This window comes from Pseudomonas sp. KCJK9058, assembly GCF_046230975.1.
Lineage (GTDB): Bacteria > Pseudomonadota > Gammaproteobacteria > Pseudomonadales > Pseudomonadaceae > Aquipseudomonas > Aquipseudomonas alloputida.
The window spans coordinates 25,647-47,150 of record NZ_JBJJLR010000029.1; the positions used below are offsets into that span (position 1 = coordinate 25,647).

Below are 21,504 nucleotides of genomic sequence, written 5' to 3' on the forward strand. Positions count from 1 at the left end.
GCGGCTGGCCTGATCGGTGCGATGATTGTAATTTCAAAAATTGAATCGATTCAATCTAAAATAAATTCAACTCAATTTAACCAATTACCATCATTACCTGCATCCGAGCTTTCATGCTAGGCTTTCGCGCTCTTGCAAAGCCTGGTGCCATCTCCATGTGGGTCCCCCAATACAGCCATCAAACACAGCCGGTTTACCTGATGATCGCTGATGCCCTTGAACAGGACATCGAACGTGGTCGGCTTGCAGAAGGCGATCGCTTACCCACGCTCAAGGACCTCGCCGAGGCGCTGAATGTAACCCCCGGCACGGTTGGCAGGGCCTACGACGAAGCAGCCAAGCGTGGTTTGGTGGCTGGCGAGGTAGGCCGAGGCACATTTGTCAGGCAACTGCGGCAGCCATTACCCGCCCCGTCGGTGCCCACACCCGTTGCCGGCGAGAGTAGCCAGATCGACCTCTCGATCATCAAGCCCAACGACGCTCACATGAGCGAGTGGCTAGGCACGGCTATCCGCGAACTGGCGGCCTCCTCGGACTTGGGGCAGGTACTCGACTATGTGACAGAAGGTGGCCACACGTCCCACAAACAAGCCGGTGCGACCTGGATACAACGCTGGCTGCCTGATGCTCGCTGGCAGCAGGTGGTACTGACTGCTGGCGCCCAGCATGGGCTGCTGGTGGCCATCAGCAGCCTGTCGAAGAGTGACGATGTGGTGCTGTGCGAGTCGCTCTGCTACCCAGGCATCATATCCCTGGCCCACAGCCTGGGCCGGCGCCTGCGCGGCGTCGCCATGGACGAACACGGGCTCATCCCGGAGGCATTGCGCGCGGCCTGCCTGGAACACCGCCCTTCCCTGCTGGTGTGCGTCACCACGCACCAGAACCCGACCAACTCGATCATGCCCCCAGCAAGGCGCCAGGCTATCGCCGAGATCGCCCGTGAGTTCGACCTGTTCATCGTGGATGACGATATCTACGGTTTTCTCGAGCCCAGCCCGGGCTACAAGCCGCTTGCAGCGTATGCGCCTGAACGCTCGGTGTACCTCACCAGCCTGTCCAAAAGCGTGCTGCCGGCGCTGCGCATCGGCTACCTGTACGCCCCACCGCAAACCCTGTCGCGGTTATCATCGATGGTACGCAGCAGCGTGTGGATGCCATCGCCTCTGATGGCGCAATTGGCCAGTAACCTGATCAACAGCGGCAAGGCCGACCAGTTGGTGCGTATGCAGCAGCAGGAGGCGGCCGCGCGCCAGCACATGGCCCGGGAGATTCTTGGCCAATACAAGATCCGCAGTCAGCCCCACAGCTTCCATATCTGGCTGGAGCTGCCAGAACCGTGGACCAGCGACGAGTTTGCCAACCTGGCGCGTGACAACGGCGTAACGGTGGTCAGCGGCAGCCAGTTCCTGCCAGAACGCAGCCACGCCACCAGCGGTGTGCGCATCGCCCTGATGGCACCCAGCCGCCAGGCACTGGGCTTTGCCCTGACCAAGCTGGCAAGCCTGCTGGATTCGGCGGAGCCGCGGTTGTTCTACTGAAAGCGATGCCAGATACGCGGTGCTGCCCATAAAAAAACCCAGGGCAACTGCCCTGGGTTTCTGGTCTTGCTCAACGCCTTACCGCTCTGATCAGAACGGAATATCGTCATCGAAGCTGTCGAAGTCAGCCGCCGGCTGCGGCGCAGGCTGTTGCGGCGCTGGGCGCTGAGGGGCCTGTTGCGGGCGCTGGGCCTGCTGGCGTGGCGGTGCCTGGTTGTACTGTTGCTGCTGGCCGCCACCGTAATTGCCGCCACCCTGGTTGTATGGGTCGCCGCCCTGCTGCTGGCCTTGCGGACGACCGCCGAGCAGCTGCATGGTGCCGTTGATGTCGACGATGATCTCGGTGGTGTAGCGCTTGATGCCGTCTTTTTCCCACTCGCGGGTCTGCAGCTTGCCTTCGATGTAGCACTGCGAACCCTTGCGCAGGTACTCGCCAGCGATTTCGGCAACCTTGCCGAACAGCGACACACGGTGCCACTCGGTACGCTCGACCTTCTGGCCCGACTGCTTGTCAGTCCACTGCTCGCTGGTGGCCAGGCTCAGGTTGGTCACGGCGTTACCGTTGGGCAGGTAGCGGACTTCGGGATCCTGGCCACAGGTACCGACCAGAATGACTTTGTTAACCCCACGGGCCATAACGTTCTCCTAGGCTTCGCACGCCGAAGAGGCTGGATTCACCAGTCGCTCGAGGGTCGCACGGTCCAAAATTTTCGTATCCAGTTTGATATAGATGGCGGCTTCTTCTGCCACCACCACAGCGTCGGTCACACCCGGCACGGCCATCAGGCGCTCGGTCAGGCCGGCTTCCCGGACCGCCTCAGGCGTCAGGGGCATGCGCAGGCTGGTCACATATGGCGGCTCGTTCATGCGCAAGGCGACGATCAGCCAGATAGCACACAGCACCGCGCTACCGAGGAACACCGTGTTCAGCCCACCGTGCTGGAACAACCAGCCGCCAAGGATCCCGCCTAACGCTGCACCGAGGAACTGGCTGGTGGAATACACCCCCATTGCCGTCCCCTTGCCACCGGCAGGCGATACCTTGCTCACCAGAGAAGGCAGCGAAGCCTCCAGCAGGTTGAATGCGGTAAAGAATACCACGGTGCCAATCACCAGTCCGCGCAAACCGTCAGCCCACTCCCAGAAGTATATCTCTGTGAGCAGCAGGACACTGACTGCGCCGGCCAACACTCGTTTCATCTTGCGCTTTTTTTCGCCGTAGATGATGAACGGGACCATTGCAAAAAATGAGATGAACAGCGCAGTCAGGTACACCCACCAGTGCTGCTCCTTGGGCAGGCCGCCACGCTCGACGAACGCCAGTGGCAGCGCAACGAAGCTGGCCATGAGGACGGCGTGCAGGATGAAAATGCTTATGTCCAGGCGCAGAAGGTCCGGATGACGCAGTGTCGGGCCGATGGCCTGGCGCGCCACCCCCGACTCGCGGTGCTGCAAAATGCTGTGGGTGTTGGGTACGACAAACGCGATCAACAGGATGCCGACCAAGGCAAGCCCGGCCGTAACCAGGAACAAACCTGACAAACCAAAGGCACTTGTCAGCAATGGACCAACGACCATGGCGACAGCAAACGACAGCCCGATGCTCATGCCGATCATGGCCATGGCCTTGGTCCGGTGTTGTTCGCGGGTGAGGTCCGACAGCAGTGCCATCACCGCGGCAGAAATTGCCCCCGCGCCCTGCAGGATGCGCCCGGCAATCACGCCCCAGATAGAGTCAGCCTGGGCCGCCAGCACACTGCCCAGGGCAAAGATCACCAGCCCCAGATAAATCACCGGTCGGCGACCGATGCGGTCGGAAACCATCCCGAACGGGATCTGCAATACCGCCTGAGTCAGGCCATAGGCACCAATGGCCAGGCCGATCAGGGCAGGCGTGGCACCAGCCAGGTCCATGCCGTAGGTGGCCAGTACCGGCAAGACCATGAACATGCCCAGCATACGAAAGGCAAAGACCAGGGCAAGGCCGCCAGCGGCGCGGGTTTCGCCGCCACTCATACGCTCGTTGTGGGTGTCGTGCATGGATTAACCTCGTGTGAACCGGCGGCGATTCTATCAGTCCGACAGCTTGACGGCATCAACGCGACGCTTTGCCGCGTCATACTGGCGCGCCGTATACTTCCTTGTTTATGCCCGCCAAGCGAGGCCGCAGTGGACAAGATCCTGATTCGTGGGGCACGTACCCACAACCTGAAGAACATCGACCTGACCCTGCCCCGGGACAAGTTGATCGTGATCACCGGCCTGTCCGGTTCCGGCAAGTCGTCCCTGGCGTTCGATACCTTGTACGCCGAAGGACAGCGCCGCTACGTGGAATCGCTGTCGGCCTACGCCCGGCAGTTCCTGTCGATGATGGAAAAGCCCGACGTCGACACCATCGAAGGCCTGTCGCCGGCGATTTCCATCGAGCAGAAGTCGACCTCGCACAACCCGCGCTCCACGGTCGGCACCATCACCGAAATCTACGACTATCTGCGCCTGTTGTACGCCCGCGTCGGTACTCCACGCTGCCCGGACCACGATATCCCGCTGGAGGCGCAAACGATCAGCCAGATGGTCGACCTGGTGCTGGAGCGCCCGGAAGGCAGCAAGCTGATGCTGCTCGCGCCGGTGGTGCGCGAGCGCAAGGGCGAACACCTGGCGGTGTTTGACGAGCTTCGCGCCCAGGGCTTCGTGCGGGCCAGGGTCAACGGCAAGCTCTACGAACTCGATGAGTTGCCCAAGCTGGACAAACAGAAGAAGCACAGCATCGATGTGGTGGTGGACCGCTTCAAAGTCCGCGCCGACCTGCAACAGCGCCTGGCCGAATCGTTCGAGACCGCGTTGAAGCTGGCCGACGGTATTGCCCTGGTGGCACCGATGGACGACGAACAAGGCGAGGAGACGATCTTCTCCGCGCGCTTCGCCTGTCCGGTGTGCGGCCACGCGATCAGCGAGCTGGAACCGAAGCTGTTTTCCTTCAACAACCCGGCGGGCGCCTGTCCGACTTGCGACGGCCTGGGGGTCAAGCAGTTCTTCGACACCAAACGCCTGGTCAACACGGAACTGACCTTGGCCGAAGGCGCGATCCGCGGCTGGGACCGGCGTAACGTGTACTACTTCCAGATGCTCGGTTCGTTGGCAGCGCACTACGGCTTCAGCCTGGAGGAGCCATTCGGTGAGCTGTTGGCCGAACACCAGAAGGTGATCCTGCAGGGCAGCGGCAAGCAGAGTGTCGACTTCAAATACCTCAACGACCGAGGCGATATCGTCAAGCGATCGCACCCGTTCGAAGGCATTGTGCCGAACCTTGAGCGCCGCTATCGCGAAACCGAATCGGCCACAGTGCGTGAAGAACTGGCCAAGTTCCTTGGTACGCAACCGTGCCCGGATTGCCGGGGTACGCGCCTGCGCCGCGAGGCGCGCCATGTGTGGGTGGGCGAGAAAACCCTGCCGGCGGTAACCAATTTGCCGATCGGTGAAGCCAGCAACTACTTTGGTCAACTGACCCTCACCGGCCGCCGTGGCGAAATCGCGGCAAAAATCCTCAAGGAAATCTGCGAACGACTTCAGTTCCTGGTCAATGTCGGCCTCGACTACTTGACCCTGGATCGTAGCGCCGACACCTTGTCCGGCGGTGAAGCGCAACGTATCCGACTCGCCAGCCAGATCGGCGCCGGTCTGGTGGGGGTGATGTACATCCTCGATGAACCGTCCATCGGCCTTCATCAACGCGACAACGACCGCCTGTTGGCCACCCTGAACCATTTGCGCGACCTGGGCAACACGGTGATCGTGGTGGAACACGACGAGGACGCCATTCGGCTGGCCGACTACGTGGTCGATATCGGCCCAGGCGCCGGTGTTCACGGTGGGCAGATCGTTGCCGAGGGCTCGCCCCAGGAGGTCATGAACCATCCCGATTCGCTGACTGGCAAGTACCTGTCCGGGCGCAAGAAGATCGCCGTGCCGGCCAAGCGTACGCCGCGCAACAAGAAGCTGCAGCTCAAGCTCAAAGGCGCGCGTGGCAACAACCTGCAGAACGTCGACCTGGAAGTACCAATCGGCCTGCTGACCTGCGTGACTGGTGTATCCGGCTCGGGCAAATCGACGCTGATCAACAACACCCTTTTCCCCTTGGCCGCCACGGCACTCAATGGCGCAAGCAGTCTGGAAGCCGCACCGCACAGCAGCATGGACGGCCTGCAGCACCTGGACAAGGTGGTGGATATCGACCAGAGCCCGATCGGCCGCACACCACGCTCCAACCCGGCGACCTACACCGGCATCTTCACCCCGATCCGCGAGCTGTTCTCCGGTGTACCGGAGTCACGCTCGCGTGGTTATGGTCCGGGGCGTTTCTCATTCAACGTCAAGGGGGGCCGTTGCGAGGCCTGCCAGGGCGATGGCCTGATCAAGGTGGAAATGCACTTCCTGCCGGACATCTACGTGCCGTGTGACGTGTGCAAGAGCAAGCGCTACAACCGCGAAACCCTGGAGATCAAGTACAAGGGCAAGAACATCCACGAGGTGCTGGAAATGACCATCGAGGATGCCCGAGAGTTCTTCGATGCGGTGCCGGCGCTGGCGCGCAAGCTGCAAACGTTGATGGATGTGGGCCTGTCGTACATCAAACTGGGGCAATCAGCGACCACGTTGTCCGGCGGTGAGGCGCAGCGGGTGAAGCTGTCGCGCGAACTGTCCAAGCGCGATACCGGCAAGACCTTGTACATCCTCGACGAACCTACTACCGGTCTGCACTTTGCCGATATCCAGCAACTGCTGGACGTGTTGCATCGCCTGCGCGACCACGGCAATACCGTGGTGGTGATCGAGCATAACCTGGATGTGATCAAGACTGCCGACTGGCTGGTTGACCTGGGGCCTGAGGGCGGCTCCAAGGGTGGGCAGATCATTGCCTGCGGTACGCCAGAAGAGCTGAGCGAGATGAAGCAGTCATATACCGGCCATTACCTGAAACCATTGCTGGAGCGGGATCGGGCCTAAGTGTTGCCAGCGCAATGAAAAAGCCCCTGGTACCAAGGGTGCCAGGGGCTTTTACTTGAGCCTGTGGGTAACTTACATCTGCGACTGCAGGTAGTTTTCCAGCCCAATGGCCTTGATCAGGCCCTGCTGCTTCTCAAGCCAGTAGGTGTGATCTTCTTCGGTGTCGGCCAGCTGCGCACGCAGGATGTCACGACTGACGTAGTCCTTGTGCAGTTCGCATAGCTCGATGCCTTTACAAAGCGCACCGCGCACCTTGTATTCGAGCTTGAGGTCTGCATCGATCATTTCCGGCACGGTGCTACCGACCTCCAGGTCATCCGCACGCATGTCAGGGGTCCCTTCGAGCATGAGGATACGACGCATCAGGGCATCGGCGTGCTGCGTCTCTTCCTCCATCTCGTGGTTGATGCGCTCGTAGAGCTTGGACAGGCCCCAGTCTTCGTACATGCGCGAATGAATGAAGTACTGGTCGCGTGCCGCCAGTTCGCCCTTCAGCAGCGTGACGAGATAGTTGATTACATCCGGGTGGCCTTGCATCGCCCTGATTCTCCATGTGAAAACGTCTATGCCACATAGTGTGAACCAGCTTTTGCCTATGGTCACTGAAAAACGCGCAATCAGACGCAAAAAATCGGTTAAACAGTAGTGATATTCATTGAAAAACCGCCCAAATGAGGGCGGTTCTTCTTATCACTTCGACTTAGGCGAGATTGATGCCCAAAGCCTTCGCAATCCCTTCGCCATAGGCCGGATCCGCCTTGAAGAAGTACTGTAGCTGACGCTGAATCACGTCTTCGCTGACACCCGCCATGGCACCGGCGATGTTGCTGATCAGCAGGGCTTTCTGCTCATCGCTCATCAAACGGAACAACGCGCCGGCATGACTGAAGTAGTCGGTGTCCTCACGGTGATCGTAGCGATCAGCCGAACCATTCATGGCCAATGCTGGCTCAGCATGACGTGGCGACTGTTTCGGGGCATCGCTGTAGCTGTTTGGCTCGTAGTTCGGTGCACTACCGTAACTGCCGGTGGCCATCGAGCCGTCGCGCTGATAGCTGTTGACCGGGCAACGTGGCGCGTTGACTGGCAATTGCTGGTGGTTGGTGCCCACGCGATAGCGGTGCGCGTCGGCGTAGGCGAATACACGGCCTTGCAGCATGCGGTCCGGTGAAAGACCGACGCCGGGCACCATATTGCTCGGGCCGAACGCGGCCTGCTCGACCTCTGCAAAATAGTTGAGCGGGTTACGGTTGAGCTCCAGCACACCCACCTCGATGAGCGGATAATCCTTCTGCGACCAGGTCTTGGTCACGTCGAATGGATTCTCGTCGCGGCTGGCAGCCTCGGCTTCGCTCATCACCTGAATGCAGACAGTCCAGCGCGGGTAGTCGCCACGCTCAATGGCCTCGAAGAGGTCGCGCTGAGCGTAATCCGGGTCGGTACCTGCCAGGCGCGCAGCGTCTGCCGGGGTGAGGTTCTTGATGCCTTGCTGGGTCTTGAAGTGCCACTTGACCCAAGTGCGCTCACCCTTTGCATTGATCAGGCTGTAGGTGTGGCTGCCAAAGCCATGCATGTGGCGATAGCCGTCCGGAATGCCACGATCGGAAAAGAGGATGGTGACCTGGTGCAGCGCTTCTGGGGAATGCGACCAGAAGTCCCACATCATCTGAGCGTTCTTCAGGTTGGACTGCGGGTGGCGCTTCTGGGTGTGGATAAAGTCCGGGAACTTCAATGGGTCGCGAATGAAGAACACTGGCGTGTTGTTACCGACGATGTCCCAGTTGCCTTCCTCGGTGTAGAACTTCACCGCGAAGCCACGCGGGTCACGCTCGGTATCTGCAGAGCCGCGCTCGCCACCAACGGTGGAGAAGCGTAAGAAAGTCTCGGTTTGTTTACCGACCTCTTCGAACAGCTTGGCGCTGGTATAGCCGGTGATATCGTGAGTAACGGTAAAGGTACCGTAGGCGCCCGAGCCTTTGGCATGGACGCGACGCTCAGGAATGTTCTCGCGATTGAAATGGGCGAGCTTCTCGATCAGGTGGAAGTCGTCGAGCAACAGCGGACCGCGCGGGCCGGCGGAGCGGGAGTTCTGGTTGTCGGCTACAGGTGCACCGCTGGCGGTGGTGAGAATCTTGCTCATGGGCTCTCCTTTTCGGTCTTCAAGGGCCGGCTAATCGGCTGTAGAGAGAGTATTGACGAGCAAGATTACAGGAACAAATTCATTACATGACTTACATCAATAGAAATAAACAATAGATGTAAAAACAAAAAACCGGGCACTAGGCCCGGTTTTTTGTAGCAGACAGAACGTCTTACTCAGCAGCTTCTACAGCACCGCCGACCGGACGATCAACCAGCTCGACGTACGCCATAGGCGCGTTGTCGCCAGCGCGGAAACCGCACTTCAGGATGCGCAGGTAGCCGCCCTGACGGGTGGCGTAACGCTTGCCCAGGTCGTTGAACAGTTTGCCAACAGCGGACTTCGAACGGGTACGGTCGAAGGCCAGACGACGGTTAGCAACGCTGTCTTCCTTGGCCAGGGTGATCAGCGGCTCGGCAACGCGGCGCAGTTCCTTGGCTTTCGGCAGGGTGGTTTTGATCAGCTCGTGCTCGATCAGCGACACTGCCATGTTCTGGAACATAGCCTTGCGGTGAGAGCTGGTACGGCTCAGGTGACGTCCACTTTTACGATGACGCATGATTCATTCCTTACCAAACACTACGTTCGGTGATTACGACGATCAGGCGGTCGCCTTGTCGTCTTTCTTAAGACTTGCAGGCGGCCAGTTGTCGAGGCGCATGCCGAGAGACAGACCACGAGAGGCCAGAACGTCCTTGATTTCAGTCAGGGACTTCTTACCCAGGTTAGGAGTCTTCAACAGCTCTACTTCGGTACGCTGAATCAGGTCGCCGATGTAGTAGATGTTCTCCGCCTTGAGGCAGTTGGCCGAACGTACAGTCAGTTCCAGGTCGTCAACCGGACGCAGCAGGATCGGATCGATCTCGTCTTCCTGCTCGACTACGACAGGCTCGCTGTCACCTTTGAGGTCGACGAACGCGGCCAGCTGCTGTTGCAGAATGGTCGCAGCGCGGCGGATAGCCTCTTCAGGATCCAGGGTGCCGTTGGTTTCCAGATCAATGACCAGTTTGTCCAGGTTGGTACGCTGTTCAACACGGGCGTTCTCGACCACATAGGCGATACGACGCACCGGGCTGAAGGAGGCGTCCAACTGCAGACGGCCAATGCTACGGCTTTCGTCTTCGTCGGTTTGACGGGAGTCGGCCGGCTCGTAACCACGACCACGAGCTACAGTGAGCTTCATGTTCAGAGCGCCGTTCGACGCCAGGTTCGCGATTACGTGATCGGGGTTGACGATCTCGACATCGTGATCCAGCTGAATATCGGCAGCGGTAACCACCCCCGAACCCTTTTTCGACAAGGTCAGCGTAACTTCGTCACGACCATGCAGTTTGATAGCGAGACCTTTCAGGTTCAACAGGATTTCAATTACGTCTTCCTGAACACCTTCGATCGCGGAGTACTCATGGAGTACGCCATCGATCTCGGCCTCGACTACTGCACAGCCAGGCATGGAGGACAACAGGATGCGGCGCAGCGCGTTGCCCAGGGTATGGCCGAAACCACGCTCGAGAGGCTCGAGCGTAATTTTGGCGCGGGTCGGACTGACTACCTGCACATCAATGTGGCGGGGAGTCAGGAACTCATTTACCGAAATCTGCATGGATGCACCTATTTTCTAGCCCTTACTTGGAGTAGAGCTCGACAATCAGGTTTTCGTTGATGTCGGCAGACAGGTCGCTGCGAGCAGGAACGTTCTTGAAAACGCCCGACTTTTTAGCAGCATCCACGTCAACCCACTCAACGCGGCCACGCTGGGCGCACAGTTCAAGGGCTTGAACAATGCGCAACTGGCCCAGCGATTTCTCGCGGACTGCGACCACGTCACCCGGACGAACTTGGTAGGATGGAATGTTTACAGTCTTACCGTTGACGCTGATCGCTTTGTGCGAAACCAGCTGACGGGACTCGGAACGAGTCGAGCCGAAGCCCATACGGTAAACGACGTTATCCAGACGGCACTCGAGCAGTTGCAGCAGGTTCTCACCGGTTGCGCCTTTTTTCGAGGCAGCAGCTTGGTAGTAACCGCGGAACTGACGCTCCAGAACACCGTAGATACGACGGACTTTTTGTTTCTCACGCAGCTGGGTGCCGTAGTCGGACTGACGGCCACGGCGCTGGCCGTGGATACCTGGGGCTGCTTCGATATTGCACTTCGATTCCAGAGCGCGAACGCCGCTCTTCAGGAACAGATCGGTGCCTTCACGACGAGACAGTTTGCATTTTGGACCAATGTAACGTGCCATTCTTCTGTCTCCTGATTACACGCGACGCTTCTTCGGCGGACGGCACCCGTTGTGCGGGATTGGCGTCACGTCGGTGATGCTGGCGATCTTGTAGCCGCAGCTGTTCAATGCACGAACGGCGGACTCACGACCTGGACCTGGACCCTTGACGTTAACGTCGAGGTTCTTCAGACCGTATTCCAGCGCAGCTTGACCAGCACGCTCAGCAGCGATCTGAGCTGCGAACGGGGTGGATTTGCGCGAACCACGGAAACCCGAACCACCGGAGGTCGCCCAGGACAAAGCATTGCCCTGACGGTCGGTGATGGTCACGATGGTGTTGTTGAAAGAAGCATGGATGTGGGCGATGCCATCAACCACTGTCTTTTTGACTTTCTTACGAGGACGAGCAGCAGGTTTTGCCATGTCTATATTCCTGGGCGATTACTTGCGGATCGGCTTACGCGGGCCCTTACGGGTGCGTGCGTTGGTCTTGGTGCGCTGACCGCGAACCGGCAGACCTTTACGATGACGCAGGCCGCGGTAGCAACCCAGGTCCATCAAGCGCTTGATCTTCATGTTGATGTCACGACGCAGGTCACCTTCGGTGGTGAACTTCGCGACTTCGCCACGCAGGGTTTCGATTTGCTCGTCGCTCAGATCCTTGATCTTAGCGGCTGGGTTTACACCAGCGTCTGCACAAATCTTCTGTGCAGTTGTGCGACCGACACCATAGATGTAGGTCAGCGAGATAACAGTATGCTTGTTATCTGGAATGTTGACGCCTGCAATACGGGCCATTCAGTGGGACTCCAATTGACAGCTACCTACGCCCCGGAAGCCAAGAAATAGGGCGCGAGATAATATCGCTGTAGAAACGAATAATCAACCCAGCAGCACACTAGCTGCTGGGTTTGAAGCGCAGATCACACTCAGCCTTGGCGCTGTTTGTGACGCGGTTCCGCGCTGCAGATCACTCGTACGACGCCTTCGCGACGGATGATCTTGCAGTTACGGCACAGCTTTTTCACCGATGCACGAACTTTCATTACCGACTCCTCGAACCTTAGGGGCGTATCAGCGCAGCAAACCGCTGCCACCGTAGCCTTTCAGGTTGGCTTTCTTCATCAGGGATTCGTACTGGTGCGAAACGAGGTGCGATTGTACTTGGGACATGAAGTCCATCACAACCACTACCACAATCAGCAACGAGGTCCCGCCAAGGTAGAACGGCACATTTGCTGCCACCACCAGGAACTGGGGCAGAAGGCAGACGGCCATCATGTAAAGAGCACCGAACATGGTCAAACGGGTCAGAACGCCATCAATGTAGCGCGCCGACTGCTCACCAGGACGGATACCCGGAATAAAGGCACCGGACTTCTTCAGGTTTTCCGCTACGTCTTTCGGGTTGAACATCAACGCTGTGTAGAAGAAGCAGAAGAAAATGATCCCTGCACTAAACAGCAGAATGTTCAACGGCTGACCAGGAGCGATCGACTGCGAGATGTCCTGCAGCCAGCCCATACCTTCGGACTGACCAAACCAGGCACCCAGCGAAGCCGGGAACAGCAAAATGCTGCTCGCGAAAATGGCCGGGATAACCCCCGCCATGTTCACCTTCAGCGGCAAGTGGCTAGTCTGCGCAGCGAAGACCTTGCGGCCCTGCTGACGCTTGGCGTAATGAACGGCGATACGACGCTGACCACGCTCAATGAACACCACAAAACCGATAATCGCTACTGCCAGCAAACCGATGGCGACCAAGGCGAAAATGTTGATATCGCCTGTGCGTGCAGACTCGAAAGACTGCCCGATTGCTCTCGGAAGACCGGCAACGATACCTGCGAAGATCAACATCGAGATACCGTTGCCCACACCGCGCTCGGTGATCTGCTCGCCCAGCCACATCATGAACATCGCGCCTGCCACGAAAGTGGAAACAGCGACGACGTGGAAGCCCAGGCCTGCAGAAAACGCCACGCCCTGGTTGGCCAGGCCAATGGACATGCCAATGGCTTGGACCAGTGCCAGGATAACGGTGCCGTAGCGGGTGTACTGGCTGATCTTGCGACGGCCAGCTTCACCTTCCTTCTTCAACTGCTCCAGTTGCGGGCTGACCGCCGTCATCAACTGCATGATGATCGATGCCGAGATGTACGGCATGATCCCCAGTGCAAAGATGCTCATGCGCTCGAGCGCGCCACCGGAAAACATGTTGAACAAGCTAAGAATGGTCCCCTCATTCTGCCGAAACAGATCCGCCAGACGGTCCGGATTGATGCCGGGAACCGGGATATGCGCACCTATCCGATAGACGATGATCGCCATGAACAGAAAGCGCAGACGAGCCCAGAGTTCCGACATCCCGCCCTTACCGAGCGAAGAGAGAGCACCTTGCTTAGCCATTTATTCCTCGAATTTGCCGCCAGCTGCTTCGATAGCCGCACGCGCACCCTTGGTGGCTGCGATACCCTTGATGGTGACTGCGCGAGTAACTTCGCCAGACAGCATGATTTTCACACGCTGAATGTGCTGGTTGATCACGTTGGCATCCTTCAGGGATTGCACGGAGATCACGTCGCCTTCCACTTTGGCCAGCTCGGACAGACGCACTTCAGCGCGGTCCATGGCTTTCAGGGAAACGAAGCCGAACTTCGGCAGGCGACGGTGCAGCGGCTGTTGACCGCCTTCGAAGCCAGGAGCGATCGAACCACCCGAACGGGAAGTCTGACCTTTGTGGCCACGGCCGCCGGTCTTACCCAGACCGCTACCGATACCACGACCTGGACGATGCTTCTCGCGACGGGAACCCGGCGCTGGACTCAGATCATTGAGTTTCATCGATTAGCCCTCGACCTTCAGCATGTAGTAAGCCTTGTTGATCATCCCGCGGTTCTCGGGAGTATCCTGGACTTCTACAGTGTGACCGATGCGACGCAGACCCAGGCCTTTAACACACAGCTTGTGGTTAGGCAGACGGCCCGAGACGCTCTTGATCAGCGTTACTTTTACGGTTGCCATGATCAGAAGATCTCCTCGACGCTCTTGCCACGCTTGGCGGCAATGGATTCAGGAGATTGCATGGCTTTCAGACCCTTGAAGGTGGCGTAAACCACGTTCACTGGGTTGGTCGAACCGTAGCACTTGGCCAGAACGTTCTGAACACCAGCAACTTCCAGGACAGCACGCATTGCGCCACCGGCGATGATACCGGTACCTTCCGAGGCAGGCTGCATGTAAACCTTCGAGGCGCCGTGGGCAGCCTTGGTGGCGTACTGCAGGGTGGTGCCCTTCAGGTCAACCTGGATCATGTTGCGGCGAGCAGCTTCCATGGCTTTCTGGATCGCGGCTGGTACTTCGCGCGACTTGCCACGGCCGAAGCCAACACGACCTTTACCATCACCAACCACGGTCAGCGCGGTGAAGGTGAAGATACGGCCGCCTTTTACGGTTTTGGCAACGCGGTTAACTTGAACCAGCTTCTCGATGTAGCCTTCGTCGCGCTTTTGATCGTTATTTGCCATAACTTAGAACTCCAGCCCGCCTTCACGAGCAGCATCAGCCAGCGCTTTGACGCGGCCATGGTACTTGAAGCCGGAACGGTCAAAGGCAACTTGAGATACACCGGCGGCTTTCGCACGCTCAGCTACCAGCTTGCCAACCTTAGTGGCCGCGTCGATGTTGCCAGTGGCGCCATCACGCAGGTCTTTGTCCAAGGTCGAGGCGCTTGCCAGAACCTTGCTGCCGTCGGCCGAAATGACCTGGGCGTAGATGTGCTGCGAGGAGCGGAACACGCACAGGCGCACGACTTCGAGTTCGTGCATCTTGAGACGTGCTTTGCGAGCGCGACGCAGTCGAATAACTTTTTTGTCGGTCATTTACTAGGCCCTACTTCTTCTTGGCTTCTTTACGACGGACTACTTCGTCCGCGTAACGCACACCTTTACCTTTGTAAGGCTCTGGCGGACGGAAGTCGCGGATTTCAGCGGCCACCTGACCTACCAGCTGCTTGTCGATACCCTTGATCAGGATGTCGGTCTGGCTAGGTGTTTCAGCGGTGATACCGGCTGGCAGTTCGTAGTCCACTGGGTGAGAGAAGCCCAGGGCCAGGTTCAGGACGGTGCCTTTAGCCTGTGCCTTGTAACCAACACCGACCAGCTGGAGCTTGCGCTCGAAGCCTTGGCTTACGCCTTGGACCATGTTGTTGACCAGAGCGCGGGTGGTACCGGCCATGGCACGAGCTTGCTGGTCACCATTGCGAGCGACGAAACGCAGCTCACCAGACTCTTCGGTAACTTCAACAGACGAGTGAACGTTCAGTTCGAGAGTACCTTTGGCACCCTTCACCGAAAGCTGCTGACCGGCGAATTTGACTTCGACACCGGATGGCAGCTTAACGGGGTTCTTAGCGACGCGAGACATGTCTATCCCCCCTTAGAACACTGTGCACAGAACTTCGCCGCCGACACCGGCAGCGCGCGCAGCGCGATCAGTCATCACACCTTTGTTGGTGGAGACGATAGACACGCCCAGACCGCCACGTACTTTCGGCAGATCGGTGACGGCCTTGTACTGGCGCAGGCCTGGACGGCTGGAGCGCTTCAGTTCCTCGATGACCGGACGGCCTTCGAAGTACTTCAGTTCGATCGACAGGGAAGGCTTGGCCTCACCAGTTACCTGGTAGCCAGCGATGTAACCTTCGTCCTTCAGAACTTTGGCAACCGCGACCTTCAGGGTAGAGGAAGGCATGCTTACGACGGACTTTTCAGCCATCTGGGCATTACGGATGCGAGTTAGCATGTCCGCTAACGGGTCCTGCATACTCATGGGCTAGATGCTCCTGATACAAGAATTATTAGCCTTGCGGCTATGACAACCACCCGAACGGTTTGGGCAAAAACCCAGGCTCAGGTGAGCCGGTCATTCTAGACACAAGGCAGAAACGAAACAAGCCCCATATAGGGGCTTGTTTGTTGGCAAGGTCACCGGCGGTCGGAAGATTGCTCCCCTTCCACCCGTGCCTTGCCTGCAGCGATTACCAGGAGGCCTTGACCAGGCCTGGTACGTCACCGCGCATTGCAGCTTGACGCAGCATGTTACGGCCCAGGCCGAACTTACGGTATACACCGTGAGGACGACCGGTCAGGCGGCAACGGTTGCGCAGGCGCGAGGCGCTAGCGTCGCGTGGCTGCTTCTGCAGAGCGACAACGGCAGCGAAACGCTCTTCTGGAGAGGCGTTCAGGTTGACGATGGTCGCTTTCAGCTCAGCACGCTTCTTGGCGAACTTTGCTACCGTGAGCTGACGCTTCAGCTCGCGGTTTTTCATGCTCTTCTTGGCCATTTTCCTACTCCAATCAGTTGCGGAACGGGAACTTGAAAGCACGCAGCAGAGCGCGGCCTTCGTCGTCCGAACGAGCAGTGGTGGTCAGGGTGATGTCCAAACCGCGCAGAGCATCGATCTTGTCGTAGTCGATTTCCGGGAAGATGATCTGCTCTTTCACGCCCATGCTGTAGTTGCCACGACCATCGAAGGACTTGGCATTCAGGCCGCGGAAGTCGCGAACCCGAGGCAGGGAGATCGCCAGCAGGCGGTCCAGGAATTCGTACATCTTGTCGCTACGCAGGGTCACCTTGACGCCGATCGGCCAGCCTTCGCGGACTTTGAAGCCAGCGATGGATTTGCGAGCGAAAGTCACGACCGGCTTTTGACCGGTGATCTTTTCCAGGTCGGCAACAGCGTGCTCGATGACTTTCTTGTCGCCGATCGCTTCGCCCAGACCCATGTTCAGGGTGATCTTGGTAACGCGCGGAACTTCCATCACGTTCGACAGCTTAAGTTCTTCCTTAAGCTTAGGAGCGATTTCGTTCCGGTAAATCTCTTTCAGTCGTGCCATGGTCTTCTACCTAGCAGTGTTCAAGCATCAACCGCTTTTTGGGTCGACTTGAAGACACGAATTTTTTTACCGTCTTCTACTTTGAAACCAACGCGGTCAGCCTTGTTGGTTTCACCGTTGAAGATGGCAACGTTGGAAGCGTGCAGAGGCGCTTCTTTCTCGACGATACCGCCCTGTACGCCCGCCATCGGGTTAGGCTTGGTATGACGCTTGACCAGGTTCACGCCACCGATAACCAGACGGTCATCAGCCAGAACCTTCAGCACCTTACCGCGCTTACCTTTGTCTTTGCCGGCGATCACGATGATCTCGTCGTCACGACGAATCTTTTGCATGTCGGATCTCCTTACAGCACTTCAGGGGCGAGCGAGACGATCTTCATGAACTTCTCAGTACGAAGTTCACGGGTCACTGGCCCGAAGATGCGAGTGCCGATCGGCTCTTGCTTGTTGTTCAGCAGAACAGCAGCGTTGCCGTCGAAACGAATGATGGAACCGTCAGCGCGACGAACACCATGACGGGTACGTACGACGACAGCGGTCATCACCTGGCCTTTTTTGACCTTACCGCGCGGAATTGCTTCCTTGACGGTTACTTTGATGATGTCACCGATACCGGCGTAACGGCGGTGCGAACCGCCGAGCACCTTGATGCACATGACGCGACGAGCGCCGCTGTTATCGGCCACATCGAGCATGGATTGAGTCTGAATCATAAAATTTCTCCGACCCCTAGCCCTTAGACTTCAACAGCGCGTTCGAGGACTTCAACCAGTGCCCAGGACTTGGTCTTGGCCAGCGGACGGGTTTCACGGATGGAAACCTTGTCGCCGATCTTGCACTGGTTGGCTTCGTCGTGCGCGTGCAGCTTAGTCGAACGCTTAACGTATTTACCGTAGATCGGGTGCTTTACGCGACGCTCGATCAGAACGGTGATGGTCTTGTCCATTTTGTCGCTGACGACACGGCCAGTCAGCGTACGGACGGTTTTTTCAGCTTCAGCCATGATCACTTACCTGCCTGCTGGTTGAGCACAGTTTTCACGCGAGCGATGTCACGCTTAACTTGCGAGAGCAGGTGCGACTGCCCCAACTGGCCAGTTGCTTTCTGCATACGCAGATTGAACTGGTCGCGCAGCAAGCCGAGCAGTTGCTCGTTCAGTTGCTGTGCCGATTTTTCACGAAGTTCATTCGCTTTCATCACATCACCGTCCGCTTAACAAAGGAGGTGGCGAGAGGCAGCTTTGCAGCAGCCAGGGCGAAAGCTTCGCGCGCCAGCTCTTCAGAAACACCCTCGATCTCGTACAGGACTTTGCCTGGCTGAATCTGGGCAACCCAGTACTCCACGGAGCCCTTACCTTTACCCATACGAACCTCAAGAGGTTTTTTGGAGATCGGCTTGTCCGGGAACACACGGATCCAGATCTTACCGCCACGCTTAACGTGACGGGTCAGCGCACGACGTGCGGACTCGATCTGGCGAGCGGTGAGGCGACCGCGAGCAACAGCTTTCAGGGCGAATTCGCCGAAGCTGACTTTGCTACCGCGCAGTGCCAGACCACGGTTGTGGCCAGTCATCTGCTTGCGGAATTTTGTACGCTTTGGTTGCAACATTTGGCGTACCCCTTACTTAGCAGCTTTTTTACGAGGCGCTGGTGCTTGTGGTTTCAGTTCTTCTTGGCGACCACCAATAACTTCGCCTTTGAAGATCCAAACCTTCACACCGATCACACCGTAAGTGGTGTGAGCTTCGTAGGTGTTGTAGTCGATATCGGCACGCAGGGTGTGCAGAGGCACACGACCTTCGCGATACCACTCGGTACGAGCAATCTCAGCACCGCCGAGACGACCGCTCACCTGGATCTTGATGCCCTTGGCACCAATACGCATGGCGTTCTGTACCGCGCGCTTCATGGCGCGACGGAACATTACACGGCGTTCCAGCTGCTGAGCTACGCTCTGCGCAACCAGCATAGCGTCGAGTTCCGGCTTGCGGATCTCTTCGATGTTGATGTGCACAGGCACACCCATCTGCTTGGTCAGGTCCTGACGCAGCTTCTCGACATCTTCACCTTTCTTACCGATAACGATACCGGGACGAGCGGTGTGGATGGTGATGCGTGCAGTTTGAGCCGGACGATGAATATCGATACGGCTTACGGACGCGCTTTTTAGTTTGTCTTGGAGGTACTCACGCGTTTTCAGATCCTTCAACAGGTAATCTGCGTAAGTAGCACCGTCTGCGTACCAGACGGAGGTGTGCTCCTTGACGATTCCCAGGCGAATGCCAGTGGGATGTACTTTCTGACCCATCTGATCGACTCCGTTACTTGTCCGCAACCTTGACAGTGATATGGCAAGACCGCTTGACGATGCGATCAGCACGGCCTTTGGCACGTGGCATGATGCGCTTCAGCGAACGCCCTTCGTTGACGAAGACGGTGGAGACCTTCAGGTCATCAACGTCTGCGCCTTCGTTGTGTTCGGCGTTGGCTACGGCCGACTCGAGGACTTTCTTCATGATTTCAGCGGCTTTTTTGCTGCTGAAGGCCAACAGGTTGAGCGCTTCGCCCACCTTCTTCCCGCGGATCTGGTCGGCGACCAAGCGGGCTTTCTGGGCGGAGATGCGAGCGCCCGACAACTTAGCGGCTACTTCCATTTCCTTACCCCTTAACGCTTGGCTTTCTTGTCAGCCACGTGCCCGCGATAGGTGCGGGTACCGGCGAACTCGCCCAGTTTGTGGCCGACCATGTCTTCGTTCACGAGAACTGGAACATGCTGGCGACCGTTGTGAACCGCGATGGTCAGACCGACCATTTGTGGCAGGATCATCGAACGGCGCGACCAGGTTTTAACTGGCTTGCGATCATTCTTCTCCACCGCCACTTCGACCTTCTTCAACAGGTGAAGATCGATAAAAGGACCTTTTTTCAGAGAACGTGGCACTGTCGTATCCCTCTAGTTACTTGCGACGACGGACGATCATGTTGTCGGTACGCTTATTACCACGGGTTTTAGCACCCTTGGTTGGGAAGCCCCATGGCGATACCGGATGACGACCACCGGAGGTACGACCTTCACCACCACCGTGTGGGTGGTCAACCGGGTTCATGGCAACACCACGAACGGTTGGGCGAACGCCGCGCCAGCGTTTGGCACCAGCTTTACCCAGCGAACGCAGGCTGTGCTCGGAGTTCGAGACTTCGCCCAGGGTCGCACGGCACTCAGCCAGGACTTTACGCATTTCACCAGAGCGCAGACGCAGGGTCACGTAGACACCTTCGCGAGCGATCAGCTGAGCCGAAGCACCAGCGGAACGAGCGATCTGAGCACCTTTACCCGGCTTCAGTTCGATGCCGTGAATGGTGCTACCTACTGGAATGTTGCGCAGCTGCAGGGAGTTACCGGCCTTGATTGGGGCCAGGGCACCTGCGATCAGCTGGTCGCCAGCGCTCACGCCTTTAGGCGCGATGATGTAGCGACGCTCACCGTCTGCGTAGCACAGCAGGGCGATGTGAGCAGTACGGTTTGGATCGTATTCGATACGCTCGACAGTGGCTGGAATGCCATCTTTGTCGTTGCGACGGAAGTCGACCAGACGGTAATGCTGCTTGTGACCACCACCAACGTGACGAGTGGTAATGCGGCCATTGTTGTTACGACCACCAGACTTCGATTTTTTCTCGATCAGCGGTGCGTGAGGAGCGCCTTTGTGCAGCTCCTTGTTGACCACCTTGACCACGAAACGGCGGCCAGGGGAAGTCGGTTTGCATTTAACGATTGCCATGATGCACCCCTTCCTTACTCAGCACTGCTGCTGAAATCGAGATCTTGGCCTGGCTGAAGGGAGACGATCGCCTTCTTCCAGTCATTACGCTTGCCCAGACCACGTGCGGTACGCTTGGTTTTACCCAGAACGTTAACAGTCGACACGTTTTCAACTTTTACGTTGAACAGGCCTTCGACAGCTTTCTTGATTTCCAGCTTGGTTGCATCAGTAGCAACCTTGAATACGAACTGGCCTTTTTTCTCAGCCAGAACGGTAGCCTTCTCGGAAACGTGCGGGCCAAGGAGGACTTTGAATACGCGTTCCTGGTTCATCCCAGCAGCTCCTCGAATTTCTTCACGGCCGAGACAGTGATCAACACTTTCTCGTATGCGATCAGACTGACCGGGTCGGAACCTTGTACGTCACGTACATCGACGTGCGGCAGGTTACGAGCAGCCAGGTACAGGTTCTGATCAACAGCGTCGGAAACGATCAATACGTCGCTCAGACCCATGCCGTTCAGCTTGTTCAGCAGATCTTTGGTTTTCGGTGCTTCAACAGCGAAGTCCTGAACCACGACCAGACGGTCGCTACGCACCAGCTCAGCGAGGATGGAGCGCAGAGCTGCGCGATACATCTTCTTGTTGAGCTTTTGCGAGTGATCTTGAGGGCGAGCTGCGAAGGTTACACCACCGCCACGCCAGATCGGACCACGAGTGGTACCAGCACGAGCACGGCCAGTACCCTTCTGACGCCATGGGCGCTTACCGCCACCAGCCACGTCGGAACGGGTCTTCTGCTGCTTGGTACCCTGACGGCCGCCGGCCATGTAGGCCACGACTGCTTGGTGAACCAGCGTCTCGTTGAATTCGCCACCGAAAGTCAGTTCGGAAACTTCGATCGCCTGAGCGTCATTTACATTAAGTTGCATGT

At 57.8% G+C, this 21,504-nt stretch carries 32 protein-coding genes; 2 read left to right on the plus strand and 30 right to left on the minus strand.

All coding sequences use genetic code 11. The features are described from left to right. Nucleotides 1-155: 155 nt before the first annotated feature. The gene (locus ACK59Z_RS16245; RefSeq protein WP_108191672.1) at nt 156-1,538 is read left to right on the plus strand and encodes a PLP-dependent aminotransferase family protein; all 1,383 of its coding nucleotides are present in this window, start codon (nt 156-158) and stop codon (nt 1,536-1,538) included. 90 nt (nt 1,539-1,628) lie between these two features. Here the strand turns inward: ACK59Z_RS16245 and ACK59Z_RS16250 are convergent, their stop codons facing one another. Both ACK59Z_RS16250 and ACK59Z_RS16255 read right to left on the minus strand, forming a co-directional pair. Further along, nucleotides 1,629-2,174, minus strand: coding sequence for a single-stranded DNA-binding protein (locus tag ACK59Z_RS16250; RefSeq protein ID WP_003255446.1), 546 nt, complete (start codon nt 2,172-2,174; stop codon nt 1,629-1,631). Nucleotides 2,175-2,183: 9 nt separating this feature from the next. Continuing rightward, nucleotides 2,184-3,578: an MFS transporter gene (locus tag ACK59Z_RS16255; RefSeq protein ID WP_003255447.1), complete on the minus strand. Its 1,395-nt coding sequence runs from the start codon at nt 3,576-3,578 to the stop codon at nt 2,184-2,186. A 129-nt stretch (nt 3,579-3,707) separates the two neighbouring features. Here ACK59Z_RS16255 and uvrA point away from each other — a divergent pair, with 129 nt between their 5' ends. Then, nucleotides 3,708-6,542, plus strand: coding sequence for an excinuclease ABC subunit UvrA (gene uvrA, locus ACK59Z_RS16260; RefSeq protein WP_181318788.1), 2,835 nt, complete (start codon nt 3,708-3,710; stop codon nt 6,540-6,542). 72 nt (nt 6,543-6,614) lie between these two features. Here uvrA and bfr read toward each other — a convergent pair whose 3' ends face one another. The 28 genes from bfr to rplD form a co-directional block, all read right to left on the minus strand. After that, entirely contained in the window at nt 6,615-7,079 is a 465-nt protein-coding gene (bfr, locus tag ACK59Z_RS16265) for a bacterioferritin (protein WP_108191671.1), read from the minus strand. Between the two features lie 163 nt (nt 7,080-7,242). Beyond that, nucleotides 7,243-8,682 (minus strand): catalase, encoded by a 1,440-nt coding sequence (locus ACK59Z_RS16270; protein WP_108191670.1) that lies wholly within the window; start codon nt 8,680-8,682, stop codon nt 7,243-7,245. Between the two features lie 172 nt (nt 8,683-8,854). Beyond that, nucleotides 8,855-9,241, minus strand: coding sequence for a 50S ribosomal protein L17 (gene rplQ, locus ACK59Z_RS16275; RefSeq protein WP_003255451.1), 387 nt, complete (start codon nt 9,239-9,241; stop codon nt 8,855-8,857). Between the two features lie 42 nt (nt 9,242-9,283). Then, nucleotides 9,284-10,285 carry a DNA-directed RNA polymerase subunit alpha gene (locus ACK59Z_RS16280; protein ID WP_003255452.1) on the minus strand — a complete coding sequence of 334 codons (1,002 nt, stop codon included), beginning with the start codon at nt 10,283-10,285 and terminating at the stop codon, nt 9,284-9,286. A gap of 22 nt (nt 10,286-10,307) precedes the next feature. Next, nucleotides 10,308-10,928, minus strand: a complete 621-nt coding sequence (gene rpsD / locus ACK59Z_RS16285; RefSeq protein ID WP_003255453.1) for a 30S ribosomal protein S4 — start codon at nt 10,926-10,928, stop codon at nt 10,308-10,310. Between the two features lie 15 nt (nt 10,929-10,943). After that, nucleotides 10,944-11,333 carry a 30S ribosomal protein S11 gene (gene rpsK / locus ACK59Z_RS16290; protein WP_003255454.1) on the minus strand — a complete coding sequence of 130 codons (390 nt, stop codon included), beginning with the start codon at nt 11,331-11,333 and terminating at the stop codon, nt 10,944-10,946. A gap of 18 nt (nt 11,334-11,351) precedes the next feature. Further along, complete coding sequence (gene rpsM, locus ACK59Z_RS16295) at nt 11,352-11,708, minus strand: 30S ribosomal protein S13 (RefSeq protein WP_003255457.1); 357 nt, start codon at nt 11,706-11,708, stop codon at nt 11,352-11,354. 131 nt (nt 11,709-11,839) lie between these two features. Continuing rightward, the gene (gene rpmJ, locus ACK59Z_RS16300; protein WP_002555468.1) at nt 11,840-11,956 is read right to left on the minus strand and encodes a 50S ribosomal protein L36; all 117 of its coding nucleotides are present in this window, start codon (nt 11,954-11,956) and stop codon (nt 11,840-11,842) included. Nucleotides 11,957-11,984: 28 nt separating this feature from the next. Beyond that, nucleotides 11,985-13,316: a preprotein translocase subunit SecY gene (gene secY / locus ACK59Z_RS16305; RefSeq protein WP_003255459.1), complete on the minus strand. Its 1,332-nt coding sequence runs from the start codon at nt 13,314-13,316 to the stop codon at nt 11,985-11,987. Then, nucleotides 13,317-13,751: a 50S ribosomal protein L15 gene (gene rplO / locus ACK59Z_RS16310; protein ID WP_003255461.1), complete on the minus strand. Its 435-nt coding sequence runs from the start codon at nt 13,749-13,751 to the stop codon at nt 13,317-13,319. It lies immediately after the preceding gene. A gap of 3 nt (nt 13,752-13,754) precedes the next feature. Then, on the minus strand, nt 13,755-13,931 hold the full coding sequence (gene rpmD, locus ACK59Z_RS16315; RefSeq protein WP_003255463.1) for a 50S ribosomal protein L30: 177 nt from the start codon (nt 13,929-13,931) through the stop codon (nt 13,755-13,757). Between the two features lie 2 nt (nt 13,932-13,933). After that, the gene (rpsE, locus tag ACK59Z_RS16320) at nt 13,934-14,434 is read right to left on the minus strand and encodes a 30S ribosomal protein S5 (protein WP_003255465.1); all 501 of its coding nucleotides are present in this window, start codon (nt 14,432-14,434) and stop codon (nt 13,934-13,936) included. A 3-nt stretch (nt 14,435-14,437) separates the two neighbouring features. After that, the gene (gene rplR, locus ACK59Z_RS16325; protein ID WP_003255467.1) at nt 14,438-14,788 is read right to left on the minus strand and encodes a 50S ribosomal protein L18; all 351 of its coding nucleotides are present in this window, start codon (nt 14,786-14,788) and stop codon (nt 14,438-14,440) included. 10 nt (nt 14,789-14,798) lie between these two features. Beyond that, nucleotides 14,799-15,332: a 50S ribosomal protein L6 gene (rplF, locus tag ACK59Z_RS16330; protein ID WP_003255469.1), complete on the minus strand. Its 534-nt coding sequence runs from the start codon at nt 15,330-15,332 to the stop codon at nt 14,799-14,801. Between the two features lie 12 nt (nt 15,333-15,344). Beyond that, entirely contained in the window at nt 15,345-15,737 is a 393-nt protein-coding gene (gene rpsH / locus ACK59Z_RS16335; protein ID WP_003255471.1) for a 30S ribosomal protein S8, read from the minus strand. Between the two features lie 208 nt (nt 15,738-15,945). Next, on the minus strand, nt 15,946-16,251 hold the full coding sequence (rpsN, locus tag ACK59Z_RS16340; protein WP_003255472.1) for a 30S ribosomal protein S14: 306 nt from the start codon (nt 16,249-16,251) through the stop codon (nt 15,946-15,948). A 13-nt stretch (nt 16,252-16,264) separates the two neighbouring features. Then, the gene (gene rplE / locus ACK59Z_RS16345) at nt 16,265-16,804 is read right to left on the minus strand and encodes a 50S ribosomal protein L5 (protein WP_003255474.1); all 540 of its coding nucleotides are present in this window, start codon (nt 16,802-16,804) and stop codon (nt 16,265-16,267) included. A 20-nt stretch (nt 16,805-16,824) separates the two neighbouring features. Beyond that, nucleotides 16,825-17,139, minus strand: a complete 315-nt coding sequence (gene rplX / locus ACK59Z_RS16350) for a 50S ribosomal protein L24 (RefSeq protein ID WP_003255476.1) — start codon at nt 17,137-17,139, stop codon at nt 16,825-16,827. An 11-nt stretch (nt 17,140-17,150) separates the two neighbouring features. Further along, nucleotides 17,151-17,519, minus strand: coding sequence for a 50S ribosomal protein L14 (rplN, locus tag ACK59Z_RS16355; protein ID WP_002555479.1), 369 nt, complete (start codon nt 17,517-17,519; stop codon nt 17,151-17,153). Between the two features lie 23 nt (nt 17,520-17,542). After that, nucleotides 17,543-17,809 (minus strand): 30S ribosomal protein S17, encoded by a 267-nt coding sequence (gene rpsQ / locus ACK59Z_RS16360; protein WP_003255478.1) that lies wholly within the window; start codon nt 17,807-17,809, stop codon nt 17,543-17,545. Between the two features lie 2 nt (nt 17,810-17,811). Further along, nucleotides 17,812-18,003: a 50S ribosomal protein L29 gene (gene rpmC, locus ACK59Z_RS16365; protein ID WP_002555481.1), complete on the minus strand. Its 192-nt coding sequence runs from the start codon at nt 18,001-18,003 to the stop codon at nt 17,812-17,814. Then, nucleotides 18,003-18,416: a 50S ribosomal protein L16 gene (gene rplP, locus ACK59Z_RS16370; protein WP_003255479.1), complete on the minus strand. Its 414-nt coding sequence runs from the start codon at nt 18,414-18,416 to the stop codon at nt 18,003-18,005. Before rplP ends, rpmC begins: the two co-directional genes overlap by 1 nt. A 12-nt stretch (nt 18,417-18,428) precedes the next feature. Then, nucleotides 18,429-19,115, minus strand: a complete 687-nt coding sequence (gene rpsC / locus ACK59Z_RS16375) for a 30S ribosomal protein S3 (RefSeq protein ID WP_003255481.1) — start codon at nt 19,113-19,115, stop codon at nt 18,429-18,431. Nucleotides 19,116-19,128: 13 nt separating this feature from the next. Next, the gene (rplV, locus tag ACK59Z_RS16380; protein ID WP_003103908.1) at nt 19,129-19,461 is read right to left on the minus strand and encodes a 50S ribosomal protein L22; all 333 of its coding nucleotides are present in this window, start codon (nt 19,459-19,461) and stop codon (nt 19,129-19,131) included. Between the two features lie 11 nt (nt 19,462-19,472). Next, nucleotides 19,473-19,748, minus strand: coding sequence for a 30S ribosomal protein S19 (gene rpsS / locus ACK59Z_RS16385; protein WP_003255482.1), 276 nt, complete (start codon nt 19,746-19,748; stop codon nt 19,473-19,475). Nucleotides 19,749-19,764: 16 nt separating this feature from the next. Beyond that, nucleotides 19,765-20,589 carry a 50S ribosomal protein L2 gene (rplB, locus tag ACK59Z_RS16390; RefSeq protein WP_003255483.1) on the minus strand — a complete coding sequence of 275 codons (825 nt, stop codon included), beginning with the start codon at nt 20,587-20,589 and terminating at the stop codon, nt 19,765-19,767. Nucleotides 20,590-20,603: 14 nt separating this feature from the next. Beyond that, the gene (gene rplW, locus ACK59Z_RS16395; protein ID WP_003255484.1) at nt 20,604-20,903 is read right to left on the minus strand and encodes a 50S ribosomal protein L23; all 300 of its coding nucleotides are present in this window, start codon (nt 20,901-20,903) and stop codon (nt 20,604-20,606) included. Then, nucleotides 20,900-21,502, minus strand: a complete 603-nt coding sequence (gene rplD / locus ACK59Z_RS16400; RefSeq protein WP_003255485.1) for a 50S ribosomal protein L4 — start codon at nt 21,500-21,502, stop codon at nt 20,900-20,902. The genes rplW and rplD overlap by 4 nt, the downstream gene beginning before the upstream one ends. Between the last annotated feature and the right edge of the window lie 2 nt (nt 21,503-21,504).